The following is a 24,945-nucleotide window of genomic DNA, read 5'->3' as shown; positions in this document are numbered from 1 at the left end:
GTTCATGTGACGATCCGTTCGATACGAATAGCTGGATAATGTTCCATCTTTAGGTAACACATTAAGACCGCTGAAAAGCCCAAATCCTCTGTCCATAGCCCACAGGTCGTCTTGGCTATAACGATTATGACCAGCAAGCTTCAGGGCAATAAAAGGCAACACGTTTTGAACACTGGAGAGTTCAGAAGTTCCAGGATACTCCGCAAACTCAATCCACTGATCAACACATAGTCGTGCTAAAAGCGGAAGAAAGGGAAGAATACCTATTCCTCTTTCAGAATGAAACAACTGACCTTTATCAATGTTCCAGTCAATAGAATGGCTTCGCGGAGCTTTAATTATTTTGGAGAATTGGAGTTTTCTCTCAATTTGTGTCCGCTTGGGTAAACGAGCAAATCCTTCTGCTGAGAGTACGCGATCAATATAATCATGGGAAACTCTGTTTCCTTCTGCCTGAAGAGCACTTTTTATATCAAGTATGGAATAATTTTGTTTACGCAATCGAATTATTTTAACCTTCAATTGTGCTTTATCTGCATCCGGATTTCGTCCGGGATTTTTTGTTACAAAGAAATGCCTGGAATCAATTTGGTTATTTTTTATAGCATTTACAAAATCCCGTTTCATCGCATTGATACTAAAAGGCGAATAGCCGAATCTTTTTGCAACATCCTTTGCCTTGATCTTCCAACACACAAAGCTCTCATTGCTTCGTATTTCCTGTGAGTTATATGAGTAGAATTTAAAAAGAACTCCTTTATGTCCTTATTCATATAATTAGTATACATTGTATGAATAATAAGTAAATATAAAAAAGTCATTCTTGCATATTTTCAATGACTGCCGGTATGCTACTTCTTGACTTAGCGGTATTTATAGCGCTTCAACCGTATTTTCAAATACGTCATGACAAATTACTTCCTGCTTTAAGTTCAGTAATTGCAACCTACTATTCAGGCATTAATACCTAATTTGAATTATATTTAAAATTCAACCTACTTGTGTGTCTTGTGGATTTGATAGGCTTATAAGGCATTTTAGCTTTCTGCATGAACCAGAATTGAGTTATAATATTAGGGTATTAAATCTGTATGAAAATCTGTGTTAAATGAAACATAAATATGCAAGGAGAGTAAAATGGACAATATTATAGCAGCATCAATTAAAGAAAGACTAAGAAAGGTAATTGCAAAGGAGCTTAAGGTAGCTCCGGAAACTATTGCTGATGACGCGCACATAGGAAAAGACCTCGGTATAGATTCTGCTGATATGATAAGCGTTCTTTATGACATTGAAGAGGAGTTTGAGGTAGAGATTTCCGATGAAGAAGTGGGAGAGATTTCAACTATACGGGAGATGTTTAACGTAGTAAATGGAAAGATTAAACAGGTCTAGAAAGTAACCCTGAGCCGGAATTATAATATCACTTGGAATTATCAGCTCTGCTTATATTCACGCATTGGAATTTCAATGCCTTTCTATGTCACTCCCATGAAACCTGTTTTCAAAACCGATCGAGGAGTGAGAATCTGGTTTTTATTTTAATGGGAATTTCAGATTCCCGCTCAACAGACCGCCTGCCAGAAGTAGGTACAGGCGGGTGGGAATGACAGTGGTAAGTTAGTTTGCTTGATTTCGCCGCTTAGCGACCTGACTTGATAATGTTGTTTTTAATAATAACAGGGTCTGTACAGAGAAATTTCATTACTAAATTCCTGTCAACATTTATTAAAAGGAACTATTGTGAATCTAGAAGTAAAAATAGCCAGAACAAAAAAAGATCTAATTGGGGCATTTAAATTAAGATATTCTGTTTTTGGAGAAGAGTTGAGCTATATTGACAAGACTAAATATCCTGATGGAAGAGAAAAAGATGACTTTGATGACTTGCCATTGACAACAAATTTTGTTGCAAAAAAAAATGGTGAAACCGTAGGTACAGTCAGATTGATAACGAATATCAGTCAGAAATATAATATCGAAGACTACGTGAATATTGATGATTTAAAGAGAGATAAAAATATTAATCTGGCGGAAGCTTCCCGATTTTGTGTCAGAAAAGATGAGCGATTTAATGTCAAACATTCACACGGTCTGTGTAAGCTTGTTATCAATTTCGCGCTTTCGCGGGATATTACCGATATTATTGTCTTATCAAATTCTACAAACTCAAAAGAGGGAAATACTATTAAGTATTTTAAGAATATTGGTTTCTATCAATTCGCGGATGAGATTTATTATGAAAAGTTTAATGAGTACGCAATCCCATTGAGATTGAATCTAAGGAATATATCTGAAATCATGATGTATTTTCTAAAAAAGCGAACGTCATATATTGAGAAACCTTACGAAGTATTAAAGCCTCAATTGAGTTTGTGTTAAAAATCATTAACGATTACACAATGTTTAGACTTAGCAGACACCATATGCCTTGTTTATACAAAATATAATATTAAATTACAGGAGATTAAAATGAATGAAAACGGCAAGGGGTGTTTCCCTATAGTTTCTTACGCTGTACAATCTTGTGGACCTGTTCCCAGCGGATTGATGCTTGACAATGGACCGGCCCTTCTGGCTTCGTATCTTTTGAATGATGGTTATCAACCCATAATATTTGACTTTAACAACTTAAAGGCAATTGAGGATATCGCCAAACAAGGCAAAGAGGCTTTTGTTAAGGACAGTATAGATTGCCTTGATGATTATTACCGGAGTAATGATGTTAAGATTGCCGGGACCAAGTTGTATGCAAACGGTTTTGTAGATAATGTAAAGATCCATGAGGAATTGAAAAGAAGGAATCCTGATCTGATCCTTGTCGCGGGAGGGCCGCACGTAGACTGGTTTGGAGAGGAGATTTTCAATTATACAGACGCATTCGATATGATGACTTATGGCGATGGTGATTCTGCCATTATTCCGCTTGCGGAGCTTGCTTATGATAATAGCAATATAGAAGATATACCAAACCTCATTTACCGGAAAAACGGTCAAACCGTAAGGACAAAAAGAAAAGAGATAAGTATGGACAATCTTCCCAGGCCAACATACGATGAGGAGTACTATCCTGAATTAGATGGTAAGATTCACATTGTTCCCATAGAGGATAGCAGGGGATGTTCATACGGCAGATGTGGTTTCTGTGTACATACGCGAATTGCCGGTAAGCGAAGGGTAAGGCCTGTTGAACAGTTGGTAAGCGAGATTGATGATTCCGGGATGAAGGTAAGTAGATTAAGCGGACCGTCCCCAATGCCGGAATATATTAGAGAACTTATCAAACAGATACCGGGAAGGAAGATAAGCGCGTTTACCTACTCCTTTCCGGGATTTGACTATGCTGAGATATCAAAAGGGTTGCTGGGGGCCTTTATTGGGCTGGAATCTACAGACAAGCACATCCTTGAAAACGTTCTCAAAAAAACAGATAATACTGAACAATATTTAAAAAATGCCAATGAAATGGTCAGGGAATTTAAAAAGAACGGAGTGGCAACAATAGTGGCTATGATGGTTCCCTGTCCCGGAGAGACCCAGGCTACAATGGAGAGAAGTATAGAGTACCTTGTTGATATGCAGCCTGATTTTGTGGTTACCTTGCCAATGGGACCTATTCCCGGGACTTCAATAGCTCGGCGTGCAAAGAAAGATTCAGGGATGATGGGAGTCCATTTAGATCATGATTTTGACCAGAGATGGATGCTTTATGAACTGGATCTCCTACAGATGCCGAAAGAGTGGCCGGTCCCTCCCTATACAACAAAGGTCAATGGTGAGTTTGTTAATCCATTTCTTGCAACCATGAAGTTTACGGGAGAGTTGGTGAAGAACGGAATGCTTCCTCTTTCTGATGAGATTGTTCTTATGTCATATCTGTACAATAACGGATTGAGTCTGGATCAGAATGAACGCAGAATGCAGTGTAATGAGTTTATGGCTAATTCAAGGAATGATATTGCAACGGGTAATGTGGCAGGGATAGCAGCAAAGTTGAGGACAATGAATAGAAATCAATTTTCTGGTAAAAAGCAACTCCTGATGTCATCATCAGCTTGCTGACGTCAAACCCAGAACAGCCTGACAACTTTTGAATTTTGAATAAAATCGGACTAACGATTTGCCACTTGTTAACAGCTTTCACCAATATCCATTATTCTATTGTTAGTAACAATTTTGATCCTCACTATACTTTCTCGATTTCAGGCTTTATTTGTAACAAGTATTTTATATTATTATGAAAACTGAATCCATTTTTCTCAGCAGGTATTAGGAGAAATGTAAACAAGATTCTGTATTACACTTGCAGGAGCAGGGTGAGTTTGAGAATAACAATTAATACTTAAGATCCATCTACTATTATGGAAAAAAATTGTGATCAATAAACTCGTCAGATTTTCCACCTTAAACCCCAAAACCATAATACTTATCATTGGTTTGCTGACGATACCTTTTCTCATCTTTTTACCAAAGATGCATAAAGAAGAGAACGCATGGACGTTTATCCCACTAGATAACCCAACGAAGCAGATTTTTTATTCGGTTAATGATTACTTCCACTTAAATGACCTAATCGTTGTCGGCATTGAATCGGAAGAAGACATTTTCAACCAGGCTTCGCTTGAAAAAATCCAGAGATTAACGAATCAATTCAAAACCATTACCATAATTACGGAAAAACAGGAAGAAGAATTAAACACATTCATTAATAATACTTCAGGAGAAATACAATTACTTTTAAAAGAAATTCAAAAAGATGGTATTTCGCGTGATGATATTCATGAAATTGCTAATCTGGAAAAGTTTATTAAAAGCCAGGATCAACCTTTCAGTAAGCTTATCGCCTGGATAGAAGAACTGAGAATTTCTCTTTTTCCTTTAGAGGAGGTTAACAGTTTTTTTACCGTAGAACATATAAAAGGAACAGAATACGGTTTAACAGTAGACCCCTTAATCGAAAACGTGCCTGAAACCAGGGAAAACCTGGCACAGGTTCGGGACGAGGCAATTTCAAATGACCTGTTTGACAAAATTTATATCTCTTCTGACAGGAAGAGCACCATGATAACTCTTGAACTTGCATTCTCCGAGAACGAAAGGATGAAGACGGCGCCCCTTTACTACAAACTCAAACAGGTCATCGATAGTGAAAAGGGACCGGAAAAAATTTATCTGGGAGGTACCCCATTACTCTGGGTGCTGGAACGTGCATATTCTGAAAATGACCTTGAACGTTTAATACCGATAGTACTGGTTGTAATCATTACCCTCCTTTTTGTTTTTTTTCGAAATCTACAGGGAATTTACCTGCCGATGGCGATTGTTCTGGTAAGCGTCATCTGGGCTATGGGATTAACCTCGATTTTAAACATAAAATTTACTATCCTCGGGAGCGTGGTACCGGTAGTTTTAATTGCCATCGGTACAGCCGACGCGATACATATTTTAACGCATTATTACGGTGAATTACGGCGTGGTGTGGATAAGGAATCTGCATTAAAGAATACCATGGACAGAATGGCAAAACCGGTGGTTATGACGTCACTGACTACTATGGTTGGCTTCAGTTCACTTGCCATATCAGACATTGCAGATATACGGAATTTTGGTCTGTTTACCTCCTTTGGTATTTTCAGTGCCATGATCTTTTCGCTTACCGTTATGCCGGCAGCTTTAACCTTGCTTAAATCTCCAATTCAAGAAAAGAACATTCTAAAAAATTACACGGTTCATCAAAATATTTTCAACAGGTTTGGGACCGCCTTACAGAGATCAAAATGGATAAGCCTGTCTGTTATAATTTTTCTCATATGTGCGACCGGTTATGGGACAATCAGGGTTAATATAGAGTATGCCCCTGCCGGATTATTTAAGAGTTCTGCCGATATCCGGCAGGCACATGATTTTATTAATAAGTATTTTGCCGGTGTGACCTGGATAAATCTTGTTTTAGAATCAAAAGATGAAAACAATTTTGTTGAACCTGAATTGCTGAATAAACTTGGTGATCTGCAGGCGAAAATAGAAGGTCATAACGAGGTTGGAAAAATAATATCCATAGTTGATTTTATAGAACGGATGAATTATGTAATGCATGATGAGAAGGAATCCTACAAAAGAGTTCCTCATCCTGTAGAAAAGGAAGTTGAGAGTGATTGGATTGAAAAAGATGGCAGAGAGATCGAGGAGGAGCAGGAAGTAGAAGTTAAAGGTCATGACCAGATTGCCCAATACCTCCTGCTTTACGAAGGGGCAGGGGGAAAAGATTTAGAGAAAGTTGTAGATACTCAATATGAACAGGCAAATATGAGAATACTTTTAAGGACTGATAAATCTACGGCAAACAAAGAGATTATCAGTGCTATTGGGCGGTATTGCAAGGAGGTTCTTCCGGAAACTATTTATGTAACATTTTCCGGTATTTCTACCTTGCTTATTCTTGTTGCTGATATGGTGGTAAAGGGACAAATATTGAGTATCATGATTTCCTTTGTAATCGTATTGTTTATGATGGCGTGTATGGTTCGGTCTCCATTGGGAATGTTAGGGTTTTTACCCATCGGGTTCACTATATTATGCAACTTTGCCATTATGACAATCTTTAAAGTTCCTCTGGATATTGGGACTTCAATCGTCAGCAGTATTGCGATTGGAATTGGTGTGGATTATTGTATCCATTTCCTGGTATGGAAATCTGATGAGATGAAGAAAGGTTTTTCTTCGGGTGAAGCCGCGAAACTGGCCATTACCGGGACAGGTAGGGCGATATCTATAAATGCCTTGGTAGTGGCTGCAGGGTTCCTTGTTCTGATCTCCTCGAACTTTGTTCCCCTTATGCATTTTGGATGGATGGTGTGTGTAACAATGCTTATCTGCGCGGTCAGTACACTGACTATCATACCAACAGTTCTACTATTATTTTCTGGCAGGAGGGTAAAATGCTAAAGCAAAAATATTTTATATTAAAGCTTATCTTTATACTTTTTGTTTTTCTCTATTTTATTCACGGCTTTTTGTATGCAAATGAATTAACCGGTACCCAAATTATGGAAAACGTGCTTCAGAGAGAAAATGGAGATGACGCTTCTTCCAATATGAGGTTTGATATTATATACCGTAATGGGAAGAAAAAAGTTCGGAATACAAAATGGTTATGGATAGATCTAGATGGTAAAAATGGAATAGATGAAAAATTCATGTTTTTCTTCCTGTCACCACCTGAGATAAAAGATACCGCTTTTCTGTCATGGAACTACGAAAAGTATGATAAGGATGATGATCAGTGGGTTTATCTTCCAGCATTGAGAAAAACAAGGAGGATCGCTTCAAGTTCAAAGCATGACTCCTTTTTTGGAACTGAGTTCAACTATTCTGATCTGAATACCCGTGATCTTGAAGAAGATACTCACACCTTTCTTAAAACAGAATCATTTCAGAATAGTGAATGCTACATTATCGAAAATATCCCAAAAGACAAGAAAGATGTCTACAGTAAGATTGTAGCCTGGGTTGATCCTGAACGCTGGGTTGCCTTAAAGGTTGAATTTTACAATAAAAAGGGAGAGCACCTGAAAACCGAACGGATCGAATGGGAACTGGTTCAGGAAATATGGACAGCAACAAAAATGATCATGGAAAACCACTTGAACGGAAATAAGACAATTGTAACCATAAATGGTTTCCAATACAATGATGAATTCAAAGAAAAGCTGTTTCATGAAAGGACTTTAAAGAGGGGTGTTAGATAAGCGCATATTTCGGTCAATCGTATTATGCTTAATAATCAATTTATTAATACATAATGGTTATTCACAGGGCCTTGAAGAAAATAGTGAAACAGACATTATCAGTAAGAGACAATATGTCATTACTGAAAGATTAGAAAATATATATTCTTCTTTCCGTGATATCTTTGACGGGTATATTGAATACAGAAATTTTACCTACTTTCGATATGATGCCAGTGATGACAAGATAAACCGTGCTGAAGGTATTTTTAAACTGGAATACGAGAAATATCTGGGGAACCTGGGAAAGATTCTCGTCTCTCCTAAATTGATATTTGACAATGATAATTACAGTTCAAGTTATATTGATGAGTTTGAAAACAGAGGTGTCAGAAGATTAAGTTTTGACCTGGAGGAATACTATGCAGAGTTTAATTTCAACAGTTTTGACCTGAAGATTGGGAAACAGATTTTTTCGTGGGGCAAGGCTGATGGGTTCAACCCTACAGATAACCTGAATCCCAGAGATTATATTGACCTTTTTGTAGAAGAGGAAAAGATTGGTGTTCCGGCAATAAATTTAACCTACTATTGGAAGAATTTTACCTTTGATTTTGTTTTCATTCCGACATATACACCGACACGTTTGCCTTTAATTAATGCAAGACACTCCTTTCTGGACCCCGAGACACAATTTGTTATTAACGGTAGAGAACTACCCGCGGATAAGCTGTCAAGCTCACAAACCGCTATTAGAATTTTGAGACATATTTCAGGATGGGATCTTTCCGTGAGCTACTACGACGGCTATGATGATTTGACCCTGGCAACTGTCGAAAGTGATCAATCTCTGACACCGAGGTATAATCGTACCAGGGTTGTTGGTGTTGACCTGGCGACAACATTTGGTGGTCTGGGTATTCACGGAGAAGCTGCTCAATTCTTTTATGACGGAAGTAAAGATGAAGATTACCTTCAGTACATTTTGGGGATTGATTATACCTGGACAAATGTAATCTATGACCATGACATTTTCCTGATCCTGGAATATATGGGAGATAACACTACACAATCAAGAGAAGACAAAAGACCGGCATTTGCTTCGGGACTTGGGCGCGTCTTCAGGAACTCTCTTCTTTCAACTATAACCTATAAATTTTCTGAAACTTTCGAGCTGGAAACGAAACTTGCAAATAACCTGGACCACCATATGAGTTACGTAATTAACCCTGAAATTAATTATGACATAACCGATGAACTTAAGCTTACTGTTGGTATCGATTTTATTGAGGGAACCCAGACAACCTTTTTCGGTCAATTTGATAATGACGACAGAGGTTACTTTTTCTTGAGATATAGTTTTTAAATTAATTTTATACTGTTTAAGAGGAAGTGGGGGATTCAGGTTATAATAACTTCATAAATCAGCCATCACTGATTGTAGTTGTTTGCCTGAAGAATGTATGCACGCAGGCCCGTAAAAACATAAATATATGCACACACGTTGGAATCATTGCAGAGATCCCCATAACGAGGCCGAAATAAATATTACGTAAATTTGCTGTTGGGTTGGTAAATGCATCTGATAATAGTCCCTGGTACTCTGCATTGCGCTCAGCCAGAACCTGTGGTGTCGCGCTTATTAAGTTTACTAACCAACCGGAAAAGGAAAATACATAAACTACCCAAAAGGTTGCCATGATTGCAATTATCAGGTCAAGCGAAAGATGCGCAATGTACTGTATATCTTTTTTTGAACTAATTGCATGACGAACAATAAAGACAGTCACAAAAAATGAAAGGCTATCAAAAAGTGCTCCCAGAATCCCGACAGGAAATTGTACTTTATAGTAATAAGCCCCCGCGTATCCATGTGTAAGTTCCGGAAATGCGGTGTACATGGCAATCCAGTAACAGATTATATTTATTACAATGAAGTATAGGAATAAAAGTGGATAAAAACTATAGATATTCCCTCTGTTGTCTTCATAATAAGATAAAAGCTGTTGTAAGTGACTTTTCCAAATAGTAATTATGGAATCCATGTTAATCATATCTATTATCAATAAAACGACATACTGGCGAATGACACCGTCGAGTTGGTATTATCCGCGTATTGAGAGTATTTGAGAAGTTTGCATTCTGTGGCATCAATAACATTCAGCAGGGTATTAATTGCCGGATATCCGCAGATTTTCCTGCTGTTGTTGTCTTTTTGGATAGAATTGTTAAACCCTTCCACATCCATGTTTTCTATATATTTCAGCATATCAGTGTCATCAGAACGTAATTTCTCCAGATATGCTTCATCCTGGGTCTCTGTGTCTCCAAATCGCGAACCGACATGTGCAAGGTCTACGCTTGCAATGGTACATATTCTCTTTCCGCTCTCATTAATTGTTTCCTTGAGAGAAGAGACAAATTTCTCAAATTGAGAAGCCTGCCTGGTACCAATGTCGTTTCCGTCTGTTTCACCAAATGATGAACAGAGTATCGGAACTATATTGAAACTCTTTTTCCGGTGAAAAAGGTATTTAAGGAATACCGCCTGAAACCCGATTGAGTGTTCGTCTTTGTGGACAAACTCATCTTCAAAATAATCGGTCTTGTTCTTCTTGTGTAATGAATTGAGAAAGTCTTTATCTGTCTCTACATTACCAAATGGAGTTTCAAAGGTCTTATCCGTCAGGACAAAAAGGTTCTTCGTTCCCGTATGAGCGATACCAAGTATTATGAAAAGGTCAGCGTCTGATGACTCTGCAATTTCTTTGTAGGCCCAGGCGAAACAAGGCCCTCCACACCCTAAATCGATATGCGGGGCAATCACACCCTTCAATCCTTTTTTCTGACCGAGCGGCGATGGCATACCCGGTCCATCCGGAGACACGAAAAAACCGTCTATTTGTTCTTTTAATTTATCTTTGTCTGCCTCATATGCACTGCCTGCATGCGCGTCCCTGCGTATGGTTGACTTTTTAAAATCATCTTTCAGCTTTTTAATAAAATCTCTGGATCGGTTGTTATCTAAAAGTAAATTTTTATCCAACTCATCTATCACTTGTCGGATCATATCCTGAATATCACCTTTGCCATGCCTCTGTATATATATTTTCTGTATGTCTGTTATGGAGTGTTTACCGTCAAAATAATAAATGATATTGTCAAAAACTGCACGGGGGACAAAAGAGTTCCTGGTATTAAACGGATCTCTGAGGCATACCGCCTGTTCCCCGGATATTTCCATGGGAAACGCATCTATTAGACGTAATTTAGGATATTCCAGAACTTAACTCCTTTTACTCGCTGACTTTCTCATAAAAATCAAAAAGTGCCTGCAAATAGTGGTTTAAACGACTTAAACCGTTTAAATCTGTTTAAACGGTATCTGTTTCCTGGCTTCAAACCTGTATATTTGCCAGGCTTTGCCGTACTACGCTAATACCTTCAACTCAGCAGACAACCCTTCTGGATTTTCAGTAATTATTACATATCCGCCTTGTTGAAACATGCCGGCATTGAAGAGCGCTGTATTTTCTATTATATCGCTTCCTCTTGCCTCGTGGATGTGTCCACTCAATACAATATCCGGCTTATATTTTGAAATAAAATCGCGAACACTCTGACTTCCTACATGAAAACCGGCAGATATAATATCAAGTTTTGTCTCTTTTGGTGGCATATGAGGTACCATGATTTTGAATTCAGCATCCTTTACCTTATCGAAACCTTCGAGAAGAAAAGTCTCAATTTCATTTTCACTGAATTCAGTAGGGGTTTTAAAAGGGGTCAGGTTTGAGCCGCCTACTCCAAATATTCCTATATTGTCCTTAATAAAACCATTTCCGTGAAGGTTGATACCTTTTTCCGTCAAATAATCGTTAACTTCAGGTTGGTCAAGGTTTCCTGGTTGGGCTAATATATTCTTATTATACCTCATTATCTCTTCAATTACTTTTTCTGCCTCTTCTCGCCCATTATAGTTAGTCAAATCTCCGGTAACTATTATAAGGTCTGCACTTTTCAGATCATTTTCTAAGTGTATCAAATTACTTAGATTTTCATGAATGTCGCCAAAAGATATTATTTTCATTCGTTATTGACTTTATTATATGATAAAAATACGAGAAATGGAAAAATTTCTTATAAGTCGCTTAAAATCAACATATTAACAATCTTGAAAAAAATGTTCAAGATATTATTTTCAGGGCCGTTTTATGTTGACGCTAAATAGGAGTTTTGATAGTATTAAAATTTTGTAGTTAAAATAAATCATTAGACTGAATTCAGGTTTTATCAACCTTTTCATATAGGTGAGAAGAACACATAAGTGTTGATCTCCCCGATATATATATAGATGAAGAAAAATTGTTTATCTATACTTGCTATAGCAAGTATATCAATTTGTAGTTGTCTGATTGTAACTGAAAATAGAGTTGTTGGCGCTAAAGAAGAGAGTTTATCCAGAAAAACATCACAGAACATTTCGCCTGAGTTGCGAATTAAGATTGATGAGTGGATGAAGCTCTTATATTCAGATGATTCTGCAATACGCACGTCTGCAGTCATTTCATTATTAGGACTTAACATTTCTACTGTTTATGATTCGTTAATTGATATTCTCAAAAACTCTGAAAATGATGATGTACGTATTTCCCTGATTAAAGCGTTTGGTTTTGCCGGTGATGACAGCAGGGCATTAGATTGTATGATAGATTTGATTATCAGTGAGAAGGAGGAACTGAGGATTGCTTCTGCTGATGCCTTGGGGAATATCAGGACAAAGAAGGCAATAGAAGAGATGGCAGGTATACTCCTGGATAAAAAGAAACCGATTGAATCGCGTATCCTTGTTACGGGTGCTCTGGCAAAAACACGTTCACGTGAAGCGGTTGAGCCACTGATAAATGTATTAGAGTCTGATAACAACGATTTGCAGATTGCTGCCCATGAGGCGTTAATGCAGATTACAAAACAATCTAACGGAAAGGTAAAATCGTTCTGGCAGGAGTGGTGGAATAGAAACAGGGTAAAAACCAGGGAACAGTGGTTAGAAGACATTGTTGACAAGCTGGAAGAAGGATCAGAGAAACTTAAAGCGGAAAATAAACGGCTGAGGGATGAAATTGTCGAAAAGACTATCAAGATCTTAAAAACGAATAAAGAGAGTGATAACATAAGGCCGTTAATTGATGCATTAAAAAGTGAATATCAGGCAGTAAGGATATATGCCGCAGGGGAACTGGCAAATCATCATAATGACCCTGAAGTTATCAAAATATTTGTTAATTTGATTTCAGATAATGATACTGAGATACGTGTTCTGGCAGTAAATGTTCTGGGAAAGATTGGCGGAGTACCGGAACTTAAAAATTTAATATTGGCGCTGCAGGACAAGGAGATCAGGGTAAGAGAGAGTGCCGCGAGGTCTCTGGGTAGACTGGGTGAAAAGGAGGCAGTATTTGATCTTTTATCCGCTTTAAGTGACACTGCCAACAGCGTAGTATGCGCGGCTGCGGAAGCCCTTGGTGAGCTGAAAGCAGGTGAAGCCGTGGAACCATTAATCAAACTGTTTTCAAATAAAGATCCCAAGGTAAGGGAATCTGCAATAGTTGCCCTTGGCAAGTTTCAGGATAACAGGGCGATTGAACCGTTGATTAATTCATTAAAAGATAAAGAAGAGAGGGTCAGGTGGTATGCAGCAGACACCCTGGGTAAAATAGGGAAAAAAAAGGCGGTCTTACCTTTGATTGCCTTACTTTCTGATGAGAGTGCTCGTGTTCGTGAATCTACAGCAGCGGCATTAGGGTTAATCGGTCATGAGAGTGCTGTAGAGCCTTTAATCAAGCTGCTTGAAGATGTGGATAATAGAGTTGCAGAAAAGGCTGCGGATATGCTTCTTTTAATAAAGTGTGAGTCTCTTGTACTACTTGATAGTATAGTTAACGCCTTTTATGCTGTAGAAGATTATAAAAGATCGAAAGAAATACTAAAAAAACAGATAAATCAATATGAAGGTTTGCCTGAATACGACCATGAGTTGTGGCAAAGTAAAAAGAGATTAGCAAAATTATATTTCTCAAGTAATGATTGTCAAAAGGCAACTTTGCTCTATGAAGAGCTTGTCACGAATTTTGATGATAATATAGAAATAAAACATGAACTGGTGCATTGTCTGAAAGAAGCAAAACAATTTGACAAATTATTGAGTTTTTTATCGTTATGGATAGAAAGCTTATCTGTAGATAACCATATGTGGTGGCCGGAGATTTATGGAATTATTGAAGGGCTATTTAATGAGGGTTATTTTGAAAGAGTGAGAACGCTTATAGATGATTTCGAGAAGAAAAATCCACACCTGGGAGGGCCTGAATTAAAATCCGGGTTTTATGACCTGCGAAAACAGAGTATGGCGGAGATGTCTCCTCAAGACGAAGGAGCTTGATAGTTTATTAATTATTATAAGAGAACGTCAAACACGGAATGACATAATATAGTCTTTCCGTGTTTTTTGTATGCATTGTTTTTCTCAAAGACTTACTTTTAAAAGGACTAAAAATGAAAATCCTCATAATTGGGGCAGGTGCAGTAGGGTTTAGTATCGCGAAACAGTTATCAACAGAAGGGCATGACATATCAGTGGTAGATGGGAACCCAAAATTAACCAGAAAGATTGCTGAAAAACTGGATGTTTCAATAATTGCCGGTAACGCCACTTCTCCCAGCGTGTTAGAGTCTGCCGGTGTACAGGAAGCAGATATGGTATTAGCCGTAACCACCAGTGATGAAGTGAATATTGTTGCATGCATTCTGGCCAGTAAATACAGTAATAACGGTAAGAAAATCAAGATTGCCAGGATTCGAAACAGCGAATTTACCGGCAGTAAGTCAATATTTAAGAATAATGGGTTCTGTGTTGATCATATGATAAATCCGGAGCTCATTATTGTTGAAACGATTCTTAAAATCCTTGAGACACCCGGAGCGACATTTGCCGTTGATTTTCCGATAGGTGATGTTGTACTAAGAGGTTTTCATGTACCTGAGGATGCACCGCTTGTAGGTCTGAATTTCTCAGAACTGGAAGACATTGAATATACGGATTCATTCTTAATCGTATATATTCAACGTAATGATGAGATGATTACGCCGTCTCACAGTACTACAATAATGCCAGATGACAATATTTTTGTACTTATATCCAAGACCGGATTACCATATTTTCTACCAATGGTTAACAGAAGAGCAGATGAGGTGGAAAAGATAATTATATATAAGGCGAGTCGCACGGGTATGCTGCTTGCGGAGAGACTTGAAAACAGTCCGATTGCTGTCACAATAATTGAACCTGAAAAGGATAGGGCGGTAATGGCGGCGGCGTCTTTAAGGAACGCAGTGGTATTACATGGTGATGCTACTGAAATTGATGTACTTAAAGATGCAGCTGTCGAGATTACGGATATATTTATTGCCCTTTCCGAGAATGAACAGACCAACCTGCTCACATCTCTGCTGGCAAAAAAGAATGGAACTAAGAAGACTATTGTACTTACCAATGAACCGGAATTGGTACATATAATCAACCAGGTTGATGTTGACGTAGTTGTTAATCCAAGGCTGGTTACTGCGAACGAGATACTTCAACATGTAAGGAGAGGACAGATACTGTCGATTGCCAAACTAGGTGACAGCGAGGCGGAAGCGATAGAACTGATTGCCGAAGAGGGTTCTGAAGTAGTAAAGAAACCTCTACAGAAGATTCGATTTCCTAAAAATACAATCCTTGGCGCTATTGTAAGAAATAATACAATGCTTCTTCCAAAGGGTATTGAAGCAATCAATCCGGGTGAAAGTGTTGTTGTGTTCACCCTGCCTGACGATATTGAAAGGGTACAGGCGTTATTCAGTAAGAAAAAATAGAATTTGCAATTCTAAAAATTTTTTTAACAAACCTCCATGGTCTCTCTAAATATGAAAGAAACTAAGGTAATATTAAAAACCTGTTAATACTATGAACATACCTTTGGTGTTGCACACCCTGGGAAATCTCTTTTTACTTCTTTCTGGTATTTTACTTATACCATTTGGTGTGTCTGTATGCTATGGGACAAGGGAAGAGATTTGGGCATTTGTCTTTTCCTTTATTGCATCGGGGTTTACCGGCATATCATTAAAGTTTCTCATGACTCCCAAGAATGAAGATATTACCATCAGAGAGGGTTTGGCCATTGTTGCATTCTGGTGGATGTCCTGTGCTCTGTTTGGGGCCTTGCCTTACTATTTTTCCGGAGTTTGTGATACTTTCTGTGATTCCTACTTTGAATCAATGAGTGGTCTTACAACTACAGGCGCCTCTATTTTCAGTGATATTGAGGCATTGCCGCATGGCATTCTATTCTGGAGAAGCATGACACAGTGGCTCGGGGGGATGGGTATCGTTGTTTTCTTTGTAGCAATACTTCCTACAATTGGTGTTGGTGGCCATAAACTGTTCAGCGCTGAAGCTCCAGATCTTACGACTGATAAGATAAAACCCCGTATTGCTCAGACGGCAAAAATATTGTGGGTCGTATATCTCTCTCTTACTGCCATTTTAATTCCGTTTTTATGGTTGGGGGGGATGGAGTTCTTTGACGCTGTCTGTCACGCCTTTACTACGGTATCTACAGGAGGGTTCTCCACAAAAAACCTGAGTATTGCCGCCTATGACAATCTGTTTATAGAGATAATCATCATGGTTTTTGCCTTTATAGCCGGCTGTAATTTCATTCTCTATTATCAATTGGTTATAGGGAAATTTAGAAGAGTACTGGTTAATTCTGAACTCCGTTTTTTTGTGACCCTGGTAATATGTGCTATCTGTATAGTAACACTTACACTGTTTTTCTTTCATTCAACCTCCTATAATGGAGGTGTGAAAGATCACAGATTTAACAGTATTGGTGGTTCGCTGAGATACGCCGCATTTCAGACGGTTTCTATAATTACCAGTACCGGCTATTGTAACGCTGACTTTGATCTCTGGCCAAATTTTACCAGAGTCTTTCTTGTTCTACTTATGTTTATTGGTGGGTGCGCGGGATCGACCGCCGGCGGTATGAAAGTCGCGAGAATAATGTTGCTTTGTAAGAGCAGCGCCAGGGAGCTTCTTCACATGTTAAGGCCAAGGGCCATAATGCATGTTAAGCTCAGTGGTAAACCGGTCGGCGAAGATATAATTACCAACACACTGGGATTTATTGTTATACACCTGGGGATATTTGGTGTATTCTCTCTTATTCTGACTCTCTTTGGCACTGACTTGGTTACGTCATTCAGCGCGGTTGCATCAATGATGAGCAACGTCGGCCCTGCCCTGGCTGATGCAGGCGCCACCAGAAATTATCATGAAATTGCTTACCCCTGCAAATGGGTACTAACCCTTTCCATGCTGATAGGCAGGTTGGAAATATACACAGTTATACTTATCTTTTTGCCACTGACATGGAAGAAATAAGTTTGTAATCATTGGAGTGACTAACGTAATCTAAAGTTTAATGTGCTTAAAGTTAGGAAAAAGATAAGTGTTGATTTGTTTGCAGCTTATACATATTTCTTTTTTCAATTTCAGGCACTTTAGTTCACTACACACTTTAGTCACTTTAAAACATTTTTTAACCCCTGATAACCACGGAAGGTGATAATGGCGGGACTAGGAAAGGTAAAGAGCGTTGCGGTATATGGAATTGAAGCGTATGTGCTGGAGACAGAGGTATACGTTGCAAAGGCGCAACTGCCCTCAACGGTAGTAATAGGACTACCGGACGCGGCAGTCAAAGAGTGCAGGGACAGGGTGAAAGCCGCGCTCAAGAACAGTGGGTACAAATTCCCGTATAAGAATATCACCATTAACCTGGCCCCCGCGGATAGAAAGAAAGAGGGCCCTTCCTTTGAATTGTCCATAGCAATGGGACTACTCATTGCATCAGATCAGATAGTAACAGAAAAGATAAACGAATACGGTATAGTAGGCGAACTTGCGTTGGATGGACGGGTACGGACCGTTAATGGTTGTTTATCAATGGCGATACAATGTAAAGAGGCAGGGTTGAAAGGACTGGTTCTTCCTGCCGATAACGCACCGGAAGCTGCTGTAGTAGACGGTATCGAGATTATTCCCGTTAAGACCCTGTCTGATACAGTACGCTTTCTGACGAACGAGCTCGTTATCTCTCCATTCCCATTAAACCGTTCGGATGTTTTCAGTGATTCTTCCTGCTATGATATAGATTTTATGGATGTCAAGGGGCAGGAACATGTTAAACGTGCGCTTATTGTAGCAGCAGCGGGAAACCATAATGTACTAATGATCGGTCCGCCGGGTTCAGGTAAGACAATGTTGACACAGAGACTACCCACCATAATGCCTATGTTAACACTGGCAGAGGCTATTGATACAACTGCAATATATAGTTCGGCAGGACTTTTAGGGCAGGGCAACTCCCTGATAGCTACCAGACCATTCCGCAACCCGCATCACACTATCAGTACTGCCGGGCTGGTTGGAGGCGGCAGTTTTCCACGTCCCGGTGAGATCAGCCTTGCACACCATGGGGTTCTCTTCCTTGATGAACTGCCTGAGTTTAACAGGAAGACTCTTGAGGTATTGAGACAACCATTAGAAACAAGCGAGATAACGATCTCAAGGGCAATGAGTTCAGTAATGTTTCCAGCAGAAATAATGCTGGTAGGTGCAATGAACCCCTGCCCGTGCGGTTATCATACAGATCCGAAAAAAGATTGCCACTGCTCACCTCGGCAGATTCAGAATTACATCTCAAAAATCTCCGGTCCTCTGCTTGACAGGATTGATATCCATGTTGAAGTCCCAAATGTTCAATACAAAGAGCTGATGTCCGATGTTGCCTGTGAATCGTCAGAGGAGATCAGAAGCTGTCCAATACAGAAATCTGGATCGTGATTTGTGGAAATAAAACTACTGTTACGGTGATGATATGTCTATCTAAGAAATGCTAATGCAACGATGGAGAGAATAATCGCAATAATTTTACGCATATTCCAATGCTCTTTATAGATAATTATAGAAAGTATTATTGGTATAAGAATATATAGCGATTGTATGGCATACACAATACCCAATGATCCACCAACAAACGCAAGCATCATTGCAGAGAATCCTGCAAATTGTGTTATCCCTGCTAAGAATGATATTGAAAGCATGTCCTTGTCTATATGTCGATATTTAAATAACTTTCCATTGCGATGAGTATTGCTTTTTTGTAGTTCATAAATACCCCATCCGGATATTGAACCGAAGGTATGAGAGACTGCTACAAATAAGAATACTGTTTCAAAAATTCCAGTTCCATATTTACTGATTCCAGCTGCAACCGCAGTGAAAAATGATGCTATAAGTAAGAACACAACTCCTTTCCATAGATACTTTTGTCGCAACTTTTCACTTTTATGAAGAAGTAATAATGGCACAGTTATACCAAGCGTAATACCTACCCACTCTGCTACAGTAAATTTTTCTGCAAAAATAATTATCCCTATTACCAGAGTGAAGATTGGGCCTGCGGTTTTATAGAGGGGGAACATGATAGCAGTATCAATATACTTAAGCGCATCCATGCGGAAGATAGAGCCGATTATATGTGTGAGTCCGTTAATAAAACCGAGGAATAAGCCGATTTTCCAAAGTCCATCAAAGCTGAAAAAAATCCAACTAACGGTAAATGCCAGGACAGAAGATACAACGGTACTCCACATATTCACAAGCAGAGTAGAGTGACCTCGTTCTACTGCAATTTTTTGAATAAACGTATGGAGACCTGAAAACACAGCAGAGGATATAGCGTATATAAACCAAAGATCCATAGGTTAGATTATAAAGTATTCATAACAATATTAAAACATCCAGATCTGCTTTGTAGATTGTTAGCACATGTTACAATGTTTACTTTAAAACAAAATACGGGTTTGGCCTGGTTAGTATATTAATTTATCTCAAATATTTTTTTTAAGGTGTTCAACATCCTCTTTATAGCGCACTTGCTAAAAGTAAGATAAGAAATATACTCGCAAGACATGAACAGGTTACCTGCTTTTTATCACATGGGATGGCCAGGTCAACAGGTAAGACAGCGGTTTGTTTTGCTACCAGTGGACCAGGGGCAACTAACCTTTTAACCGCTATAGCGGATGCTAAAATGGATTCTGCCCCCATAATTGCAATTACAGGACGGGTCCCTTCCTCTTTAATGGGTCTTGGATGTTTCCCGAGAAGTGACGATTTGTTTATAGGAATGCTTGGTATGCATGGGCAAAGATATACTAATTATATCATGCACTGAGCTGACCTGCTACTCGCTTTAGGGACCAGAGTTGATGACAGTGCGACAGGAAATGTTAAAGAGTTTTGTCCTAACGCCAGAATAATACATATAGATATCGGTGGTGCAGAAATAAATAAAATCAAAATACCTGATATAGCTATTCAGGGTGATATTAAACAGGCAATAAAACAGATCGAAAAGCTTTATGACGTTTTAGAAATTACTGTGTGGAAAGATTATGATCATACTATTTTCAATAGACTACAGGAGATCATTATTTATCTTTTTTAACATTTGAAATAGAGAAAACCACAGGAACGATAAATATATTTAAAAGGGTAGAACTGATTAAGCCTCCTAATATCACCATCGCCATTGGACTTTGTATTTCGTTTCCAGGCAAGTCGCCTGTAATTGCTAATGGAATTAATGCCAGAGCAGTAGTTAAAGCAGTCATGAGAATTGGGTTTAGTCTGTCTAAAGAGCCTTTAATAACAGTTTCATACAAAGCAACACCTTGACTTTGCAATGTCTGATAGCGTGCAACCAATAAAATCCCGTTACGTGTTGCTATGCCAAACAGTGTAATAAATCCAATGATTGAGGGAATGCTCATGATACCCGATGTAAAGTGTATGCTTAAGGCTCCACCTATCAACGCCAGAGGTAAATTGAGAAAAACAATTCCTGCAAACTTGATATTTTTAAATTCCTGATAAAGTAAAAGGAATATGATGAGTAAAGACATTAAAGAGGTGAAGAATAATATTTTCGAAGCCTTTGCTTCACTTTCAAATTGCCCGCCGTATTGAATGCGGTAATTTTCCGGCAACTGAATATTATCATCTATTCTCTCTTTAATCCGGTTTACTACGCTTTTTAAATCACGACCGGCTACATTGGCTGAAACCACAATTTTTCGCTGTACATTTTCTCTATTAATGGTGCTGGGGCCTGTTGTTGAAATAATATCAGCTACATAATGCAAAGGAACTTTGAGTGTTGAGTTCTGGTTTTCTTGTTTTGTCAGGTTGATATTGGTATCAATTAAAACATTTCGAATATTTTCCATTTTACCTCTGTTCTCATCATTAAATCGTAATACCAAATCAAAACTTTTGTTGTTTTCAAAAACCTGAGATACTTTTTCACCTGCAAAGGCAACATCAATAAATTCGGTAAACTGACCTATAGAAATACCATATTTGGCAAGCATATTACGTTTTGCTTTTATTTGTAATTGCGGAATCTCAATTTGTTGCTCAACACTGATATCCACAAGTCCATCTATGCTTTCAATATTGCGCTGTATTTTATTGGCCAGAGAAAACATTTTAGATAGGTCTGTCCCGAAAAGTTTAATGGCTATGTTGGCTCTTGTACCTGAAAGCATGTGGTCAATACGGTGTCCAATAGGTTGTCCTATAGTGATATTTGCTTCGGAAACAGCGCTTAATTCTCCTCTAACTTCCTTCATAAATTTCTCTTTGCTTCTTTCTGTCAAAACAAAGGGGGCATCAATTTCAGCCGCATTTACCCCTTGTGCATGTTCGTCTAATTCAGCTCTTCCCGTTCTGCGTGAAGTAATTGAGATTTCGGGAACCGACAACAGGATATTTTCAATCCTGTTTCCAATTTTATTTGATTCTTCAAGTGATATGCCCGGCATACTAACTGCGCTTACCGTTAACGTACCTTCGTTAAATTCTGGCAAAAAACTTCTGCCTAAACCGAACATCAGGAAGCCGACGACAACGAATAACACAATGGCTAAGCTAAGCACTATCTTTTTAACTTTCATAACTCTTGTTAAAGCTGAATGATAATGTTTGCTAAGCCATCTTTCTAACCAACTTCCTTTTGCCTGTTTTAAAAGCATTTTGTCATTGGTAAGCATAAAACTGCAAAGCACAGGGGTAAGCGTTACTGCAACTATCAGGGACGCAAACAGAGAAACGATAAAGGAGATTCCAAGCGGCCGCAACATTCTTCCCTCCATCCCGCTAAGAAAAAACAGAGGAATAAATGCAACAATGATAATAAGAGTTGCCTTAAAGATTGAAGACCGAATCTCTTTTGAAGCATCATAAACTACAACAAGTGCGTTTTTTCGTACTTCAATACTTTTTTGTGCATTTTCCCTTAGACGTTTAAAGACGTTTTCCACATCAATAACCGCATCATCTACCAGAGAGCCAATAGCTATTGCCATGCCACCGAGAGACATGGTATTGATGGTTAATCCTGAAAATTTAAGGGTAATGATTGAAACTATAAGTGAAAGGGGAATAGCAACAATAGAAATCATGGTAGTTCGGAAGTTCATTAAGAACAGGAACATAATGATAACTACAAATACAGAACCCTCTATCAGCGCTTTCTGAATATTGTTTATAGATGCCTGAATAAAATCAGCCTGACGAAATATTTTGGTGTTGATTTTAATGTCAGAAGGCAGGGTGCTGGCAATCTCTATAATAGCATTATCAATTTTTTCTGTGAGTTCCAGGGTGTTCGTTCCCGGCTGCTTTGCTACGGTCATAATAATTGCCGGACTTGCATTAAGTGAACCGTCTCCTATTTTAGGGATTGCTCCCCCAATTTCAACATCTGCAACATCCTCTATTTTTATCGGAACATTATTGACAACCTTGATTACGGTATTACCTATTTCTTCCACCTTGTTTGTTCTTCCAAGACCTCTTATGATGTATTCATTACCAAATTCGTTCATGAAACCACCTGAAGCATTAAGATTGCTTTCTTCACTTGCTTTCAGTAATTCGGTTAAAGAAATATGGTAATATTTCATTTTTTGAGGTGATGCAAGTATCTGGTATTGCTTGTATTCTCCTCCTATTACAATGACCTGCGATACTCCTCCTGTCGCTAATAACCTTGGCCGGATATTCCAGTCGGCAATAGTTCTTAAATCCATTGGGGTTGTACTGTCTGATGATAAACCAATAAGCATAATTTCACCCATGATGGATGATTGAGGAGCAAGTATAGGGTTTCCAACTCCCAGTGGTAGTTTTTCAGCAATGGTTGTCAGCTTTTCACTCACTATTTGCCGTGCCTTAAAAATATCTGTTCCCCACTCAAACTCTATCCAGACAATTGATATTCCTGCCGCAGATGATGACCTTACACGGCGTACATTGGTGGCACCATTGACTGCTGTTTCAATCTGAAAAGTTACTAATTTTTCGGCTTCTTCCGGAGCCATTCCGTGCGCTTCGGTTAACACCACTACCGTTGGCGCAGTAAGGTCAGGAAATACATCAACTTCCATTTTAGAAGCAGTGTAAATGCCTGCTATCAAAAGCAGCGCTGATGCAACAACAATCATTAGGCGATTATGTAAGGCGTATTGTATAATTTTATTTAACATGGTAGAAATTTTAAATTTTGGAATTTAAATGTTGAATTATTTTATTCAACATCAAAAATTTCAATTAGTGTTCGTGTCCATGAGCAGGTATTTTACCTGACATTGTTGCTAACTTTATTTGGTATCCTCCTTTAATGACAATTCTTTCACCTTCGTTTATGCCTTCTAATATCTGGACACTCATGCCATCATTGGCGCCGATTTCTAATTCACGTTTTTGGAATCCTTCGCCTGATGTTTGCACATAAGCAAAATAATTGCCCTGTTCTTCTATAAGCGCTGAGTATGGTATTACTAACGCTTCTTTAATCACATTTGTTTTTAATAAAACTTCTACAAAAGAGCCGGGAATAATTTCTCCATTATTGTTAATCTCAAAATTTACCGGAATATAATAAGCGTTGTTGTTGGTGCTTTTCCCATAGGAAATGAGTTTTCCATTTAAGCTGTCGGTGCTGTATATTTTACTGTCGTAAGTGGTGACAAAATTTGCTGATGAAATGTTATTTAGTTTTGAGAAATACTTTTGAGGCACTTCGGCTTTTAAGATGAGCTTGCGGTTTTGGGAAATACTGGCGACTGACTGTCCGATTTCAACATACTCTCCTTCTCTTGTCATCACACTTTTTATAAATCCGTGTATTGGTGACGTGATTTTGTGTCCACCAGCAGTATAGTTTTTCTCAATAGTGTTAAAAGTCGTTTGAGCATTTTTGAGTCGGAGTTGTGTTTCCTGAAACTGTTTTTGTGAAATGATATTGTTTTTTACCAAACCTTTGGCTCTTTCAAAATCTATTTTGGTTTTTTCATAGTTGTTTTTTGCGTCCTTGTATTTAGCATCTAAATTGTCTTCTGTTAAACCGGATCCTGAAATTATAAATAGGGTCTCGCCGGAATCTACAGAAGAACCAATCAGTTTTTTATTTTTTCCAAACGATATGATACCACTGCTTTTTGCTGTTATAATTACCTCGTCTTCATATGTTGATAAGATTTGTCCGGTTGTCTTGATAATTTCAGTAAATGGTTGTCTTTTAACTTCCCTATTGGCAAAATCAACCTTCCATGCCTGTTCTTTTAAATAAACCAATTCTTCTTCGATTGTTTGTTCTTGCCAATTTGCCAATGCAGTTTTTGTATCAGGGTAAACAGTAACGCTTTGGATTGTGATTTTGTCAGTAAATTCTTTAGTCTGGATGTCAAAGATCAACTGATACGTGCCAGAATTTTCTGGATTCAAAGCCAATCGAAATATGCCTGGAGATGATGGTTTTTCAGCTCTATCAGGTGATTGTTTTTTATTTCCGATCAGGCTAACGGTTACTGTACCTTCTGTAACTGCTTTGAAGCTTTCGCCTAATTGGGTAAAGTGGGCAGCGAACTTCGAAATATTTCCTACTATCAAAGGTTTAAACTCTACAAATAGTTCCGTTTTATCTGTGTAAAGAGTGTAAGCAAGCGGTTCAAGCTCTACACTTGTATGTGTTTC

Annotated in this window: 16 protein-coding genes and 2 pseudogenes; 11 read left to right on the top strand and 7 right to left on the bottom strand. The window is 38.4% G+C overall.

Features of this window, described 5'->3' with window-relative positions:
* Positions 1–696 (bottom strand): annotated as a pseudogene (locus tag SCALIN_RS11740) (hypothetical protein); the annotation flags it as partial.
* A 441-nt stretch (positions 697–1,137) separates the two neighbouring features.
* Between SCALIN_RS11740 and SCALIN_RS11735 the strand changes: the two are divergent.
* The 6 genes from SCALIN_RS11735 (at position 1,138) to SCALIN_RS11710 (ending at position 9,093) form a co-directional block, all read left to right on the top strand.
* The gene (locus tag SCALIN_RS11735) at positions 1,138–1,395 is read left to right on the top strand and encodes an acyl carrier protein (protein WP_096894684.1); all 258 of its coding nucleotides are present in this window, start codon (positions 1,138–1,140) and stop codon (positions 1,393–1,395) included.
* Between the two features lie 348 nt (positions 1,396–1,743).
* Positions 1,744–2,382, top strand: coding sequence for an N-acyl amino acid synthase FeeM domain-containing protein (locus SCALIN_RS11730; protein WP_162532286.1), 639 nt, complete (start codon positions 1,744–1,746; stop codon positions 2,380–2,382).
* Positions 2,383–2,472: 90 nt separating this feature from the next.
* Positions 2,473–4,062: a B12-binding domain-containing radical SAM protein gene (locus SCALIN_RS11725; RefSeq protein ID WP_096894682.1), complete on the top strand. Its 1,590-nt coding sequence runs from the start codon at positions 2,473–2,475 to the stop codon at positions 4,060–4,062.
* Positions 4,063–4,374: 312 nt separating this feature from the next.
* Positions 4,375–6,945: an efflux RND transporter permease subunit gene (locus SCALIN_RS11720; protein WP_096894681.1), complete on the top strand. Its 2,571-nt coding sequence runs from the start codon at positions 4,375–4,377 to the stop codon at positions 6,943–6,945.
* Complete coding sequence (locus SCALIN_RS11715) at positions 6,939–7,748, top strand: outer membrane lipoprotein-sorting protein (RefSeq protein WP_162532285.1); 810 nt, start codon at positions 6,939–6,941, stop codon at positions 7,746–7,748. Before SCALIN_RS11720 ends, SCALIN_RS11715 begins: the two co-directional genes overlap by 7 nt.
* Positions 7,738–9,093, top strand: a complete 1,356-nt coding sequence (locus SCALIN_RS11710; protein WP_096894679.1) for a DUF1302 domain-containing protein — start codon at positions 7,738–7,740, stop codon at positions 9,091–9,093. Before SCALIN_RS11715 ends, SCALIN_RS11710 begins: the two co-directional genes overlap by 11 nt.
* A 58-nt stretch (positions 9,094–9,151) precedes the next feature.
* Here SCALIN_RS11710 and SCALIN_RS11705 read toward each other — a convergent pair whose 3' ends face one another.
* The 3 genes from SCALIN_RS11705 to SCALIN_RS11695 form a co-directional block, all read right to left on the bottom strand.
* Positions 9,152–9,628, bottom strand: a complete 477-nt coding sequence (locus SCALIN_RS11705) for a hypothetical protein (protein WP_133111849.1) — start codon at positions 9,626–9,628, stop codon at positions 9,152–9,154.
* Between the two features lie 161 nt (positions 9,629–9,789).
* Positions 9,790–10,971, bottom strand: coding sequence for an AmmeMemoRadiSam system protein B (gene amrB, locus SCALIN_RS11700; protein ID WP_096894677.1), 1,182 nt, complete (start codon positions 10,969–10,971; stop codon positions 9,790–9,792).
* A gap of 186 nt (positions 10,972–11,157) precedes the next feature.
* Positions 11,158–11,817 carry a metallophosphoesterase gene (locus SCALIN_RS11695; RefSeq protein ID WP_096894676.1) on the bottom strand — a complete coding sequence of 220 codons (660 nt, stop codon included), beginning with the start codon at positions 11,815–11,817 and terminating at the stop codon, positions 11,158–11,160.
* Positions 11,818–12,081: 264 nt separating this feature from the next.
* On the opposite strand from SCALIN_RS11695, the gene SCALIN_RS11690 reads away from it, so the two are divergent.
* The 4 genes from SCALIN_RS11690 (at position 12,082) to SCALIN_RS11675 (ending at position 18,684) form a co-directional block, all read left to right on the top strand.
* Positions 12,082–14,169, top strand: coding sequence for a HEAT repeat domain-containing protein (locus SCALIN_RS11690; RefSeq protein ID WP_096894675.1), 2,088 nt, complete (start codon positions 12,082–12,084; stop codon positions 14,167–14,169).
* A 113-nt stretch (positions 14,170–14,282) separates the two neighbouring features.
* Positions 14,283–15,644 carry a Trk system potassium transporter TrkA gene (gene trkA / locus SCALIN_RS11685; RefSeq protein WP_096894674.1) on the top strand — a complete coding sequence of 454 codons (1,362 nt, stop codon included), beginning with the start codon at positions 14,283–14,285 and terminating at the stop codon, positions 15,642–15,644.
* A gap of 91 nt (positions 15,645–15,735) precedes the next feature.
* Complete coding sequence (locus tag SCALIN_RS11680; RefSeq protein WP_096894673.1) at positions 15,736–17,220, top strand: TrkH family potassium uptake protein; 1,485 nt, start codon at positions 15,736–15,738, stop codon at positions 17,218–17,220.
* A gap of 186 nt (positions 17,221–17,406) precedes the next feature.
* Complete coding sequence (locus SCALIN_RS11675) at positions 17,407–18,684, top strand: YifB family Mg chelatase-like AAA ATPase (RefSeq protein ID WP_096894672.1); 1,278 nt, start codon at positions 17,407–17,409, stop codon at positions 18,682–18,684.
* 38 nt (positions 18,685–18,722) lie between these two features.
* Here the strand turns inward: SCALIN_RS11675 and SCALIN_RS11670 are convergent, their stop codons facing one another.
* Positions 18,723–19,604 (bottom strand): EamA family transporter, encoded by an 882-nt coding sequence (locus tag SCALIN_RS11670; protein ID WP_096894671.1) that lies wholly within the window; start codon positions 19,602–19,604, stop codon positions 18,723–18,725.
* A gap of 146 nt (positions 19,605–19,750) precedes the next feature.
* Between SCALIN_RS11670 and SCALIN_RS24000 the strand changes: the two are divergent.
* Positions 19,751–20,257: pseudogene (locus SCALIN_RS24000) on the top strand (thiamine pyrophosphate-binding protein); the annotation flags it as partial.
* A gap of 79 nt (positions 20,258–20,336) precedes the next feature.
* Here the strand turns inward: SCALIN_RS24000 and SCALIN_RS11660 are convergent.
* The gene (locus SCALIN_RS11660) at positions 20,337–23,456 is read right to left on the bottom strand and encodes an efflux RND transporter permease subunit (RefSeq protein WP_096894670.1); all 3,120 of its coding nucleotides are present in this window, start codon (positions 23,454–23,456) and stop codon (positions 20,337–20,339) included.
* A gap of 64 nt (positions 23,457–23,520) precedes the next feature.
* Positions 23,521–24,861 (bottom strand): efflux RND transporter periplasmic adaptor subunit, encoded by a 1,341-nt coding sequence (locus SCALIN_RS11655; protein WP_133111847.1) that lies wholly within the window; start codon positions 24,859–24,861, stop codon positions 23,521–23,523.
* Between the last annotated feature and the right edge of the window lie 84 nt (positions 24,862–24,945).

This window comes from Candidatus Scalindua japonica (assembly GCF_002443295.1).
GTDB classification, from domain to species: Bacteria; Planctomycetota; Brocadiia; order Brocadiales; family Scalinduaceae; genus Scalindua; species Scalindua japonica.
Note: the sequence above shows the minus strand (reverse complement) of the source record. Positions and strands in the feature narration are given on the sequence as shown.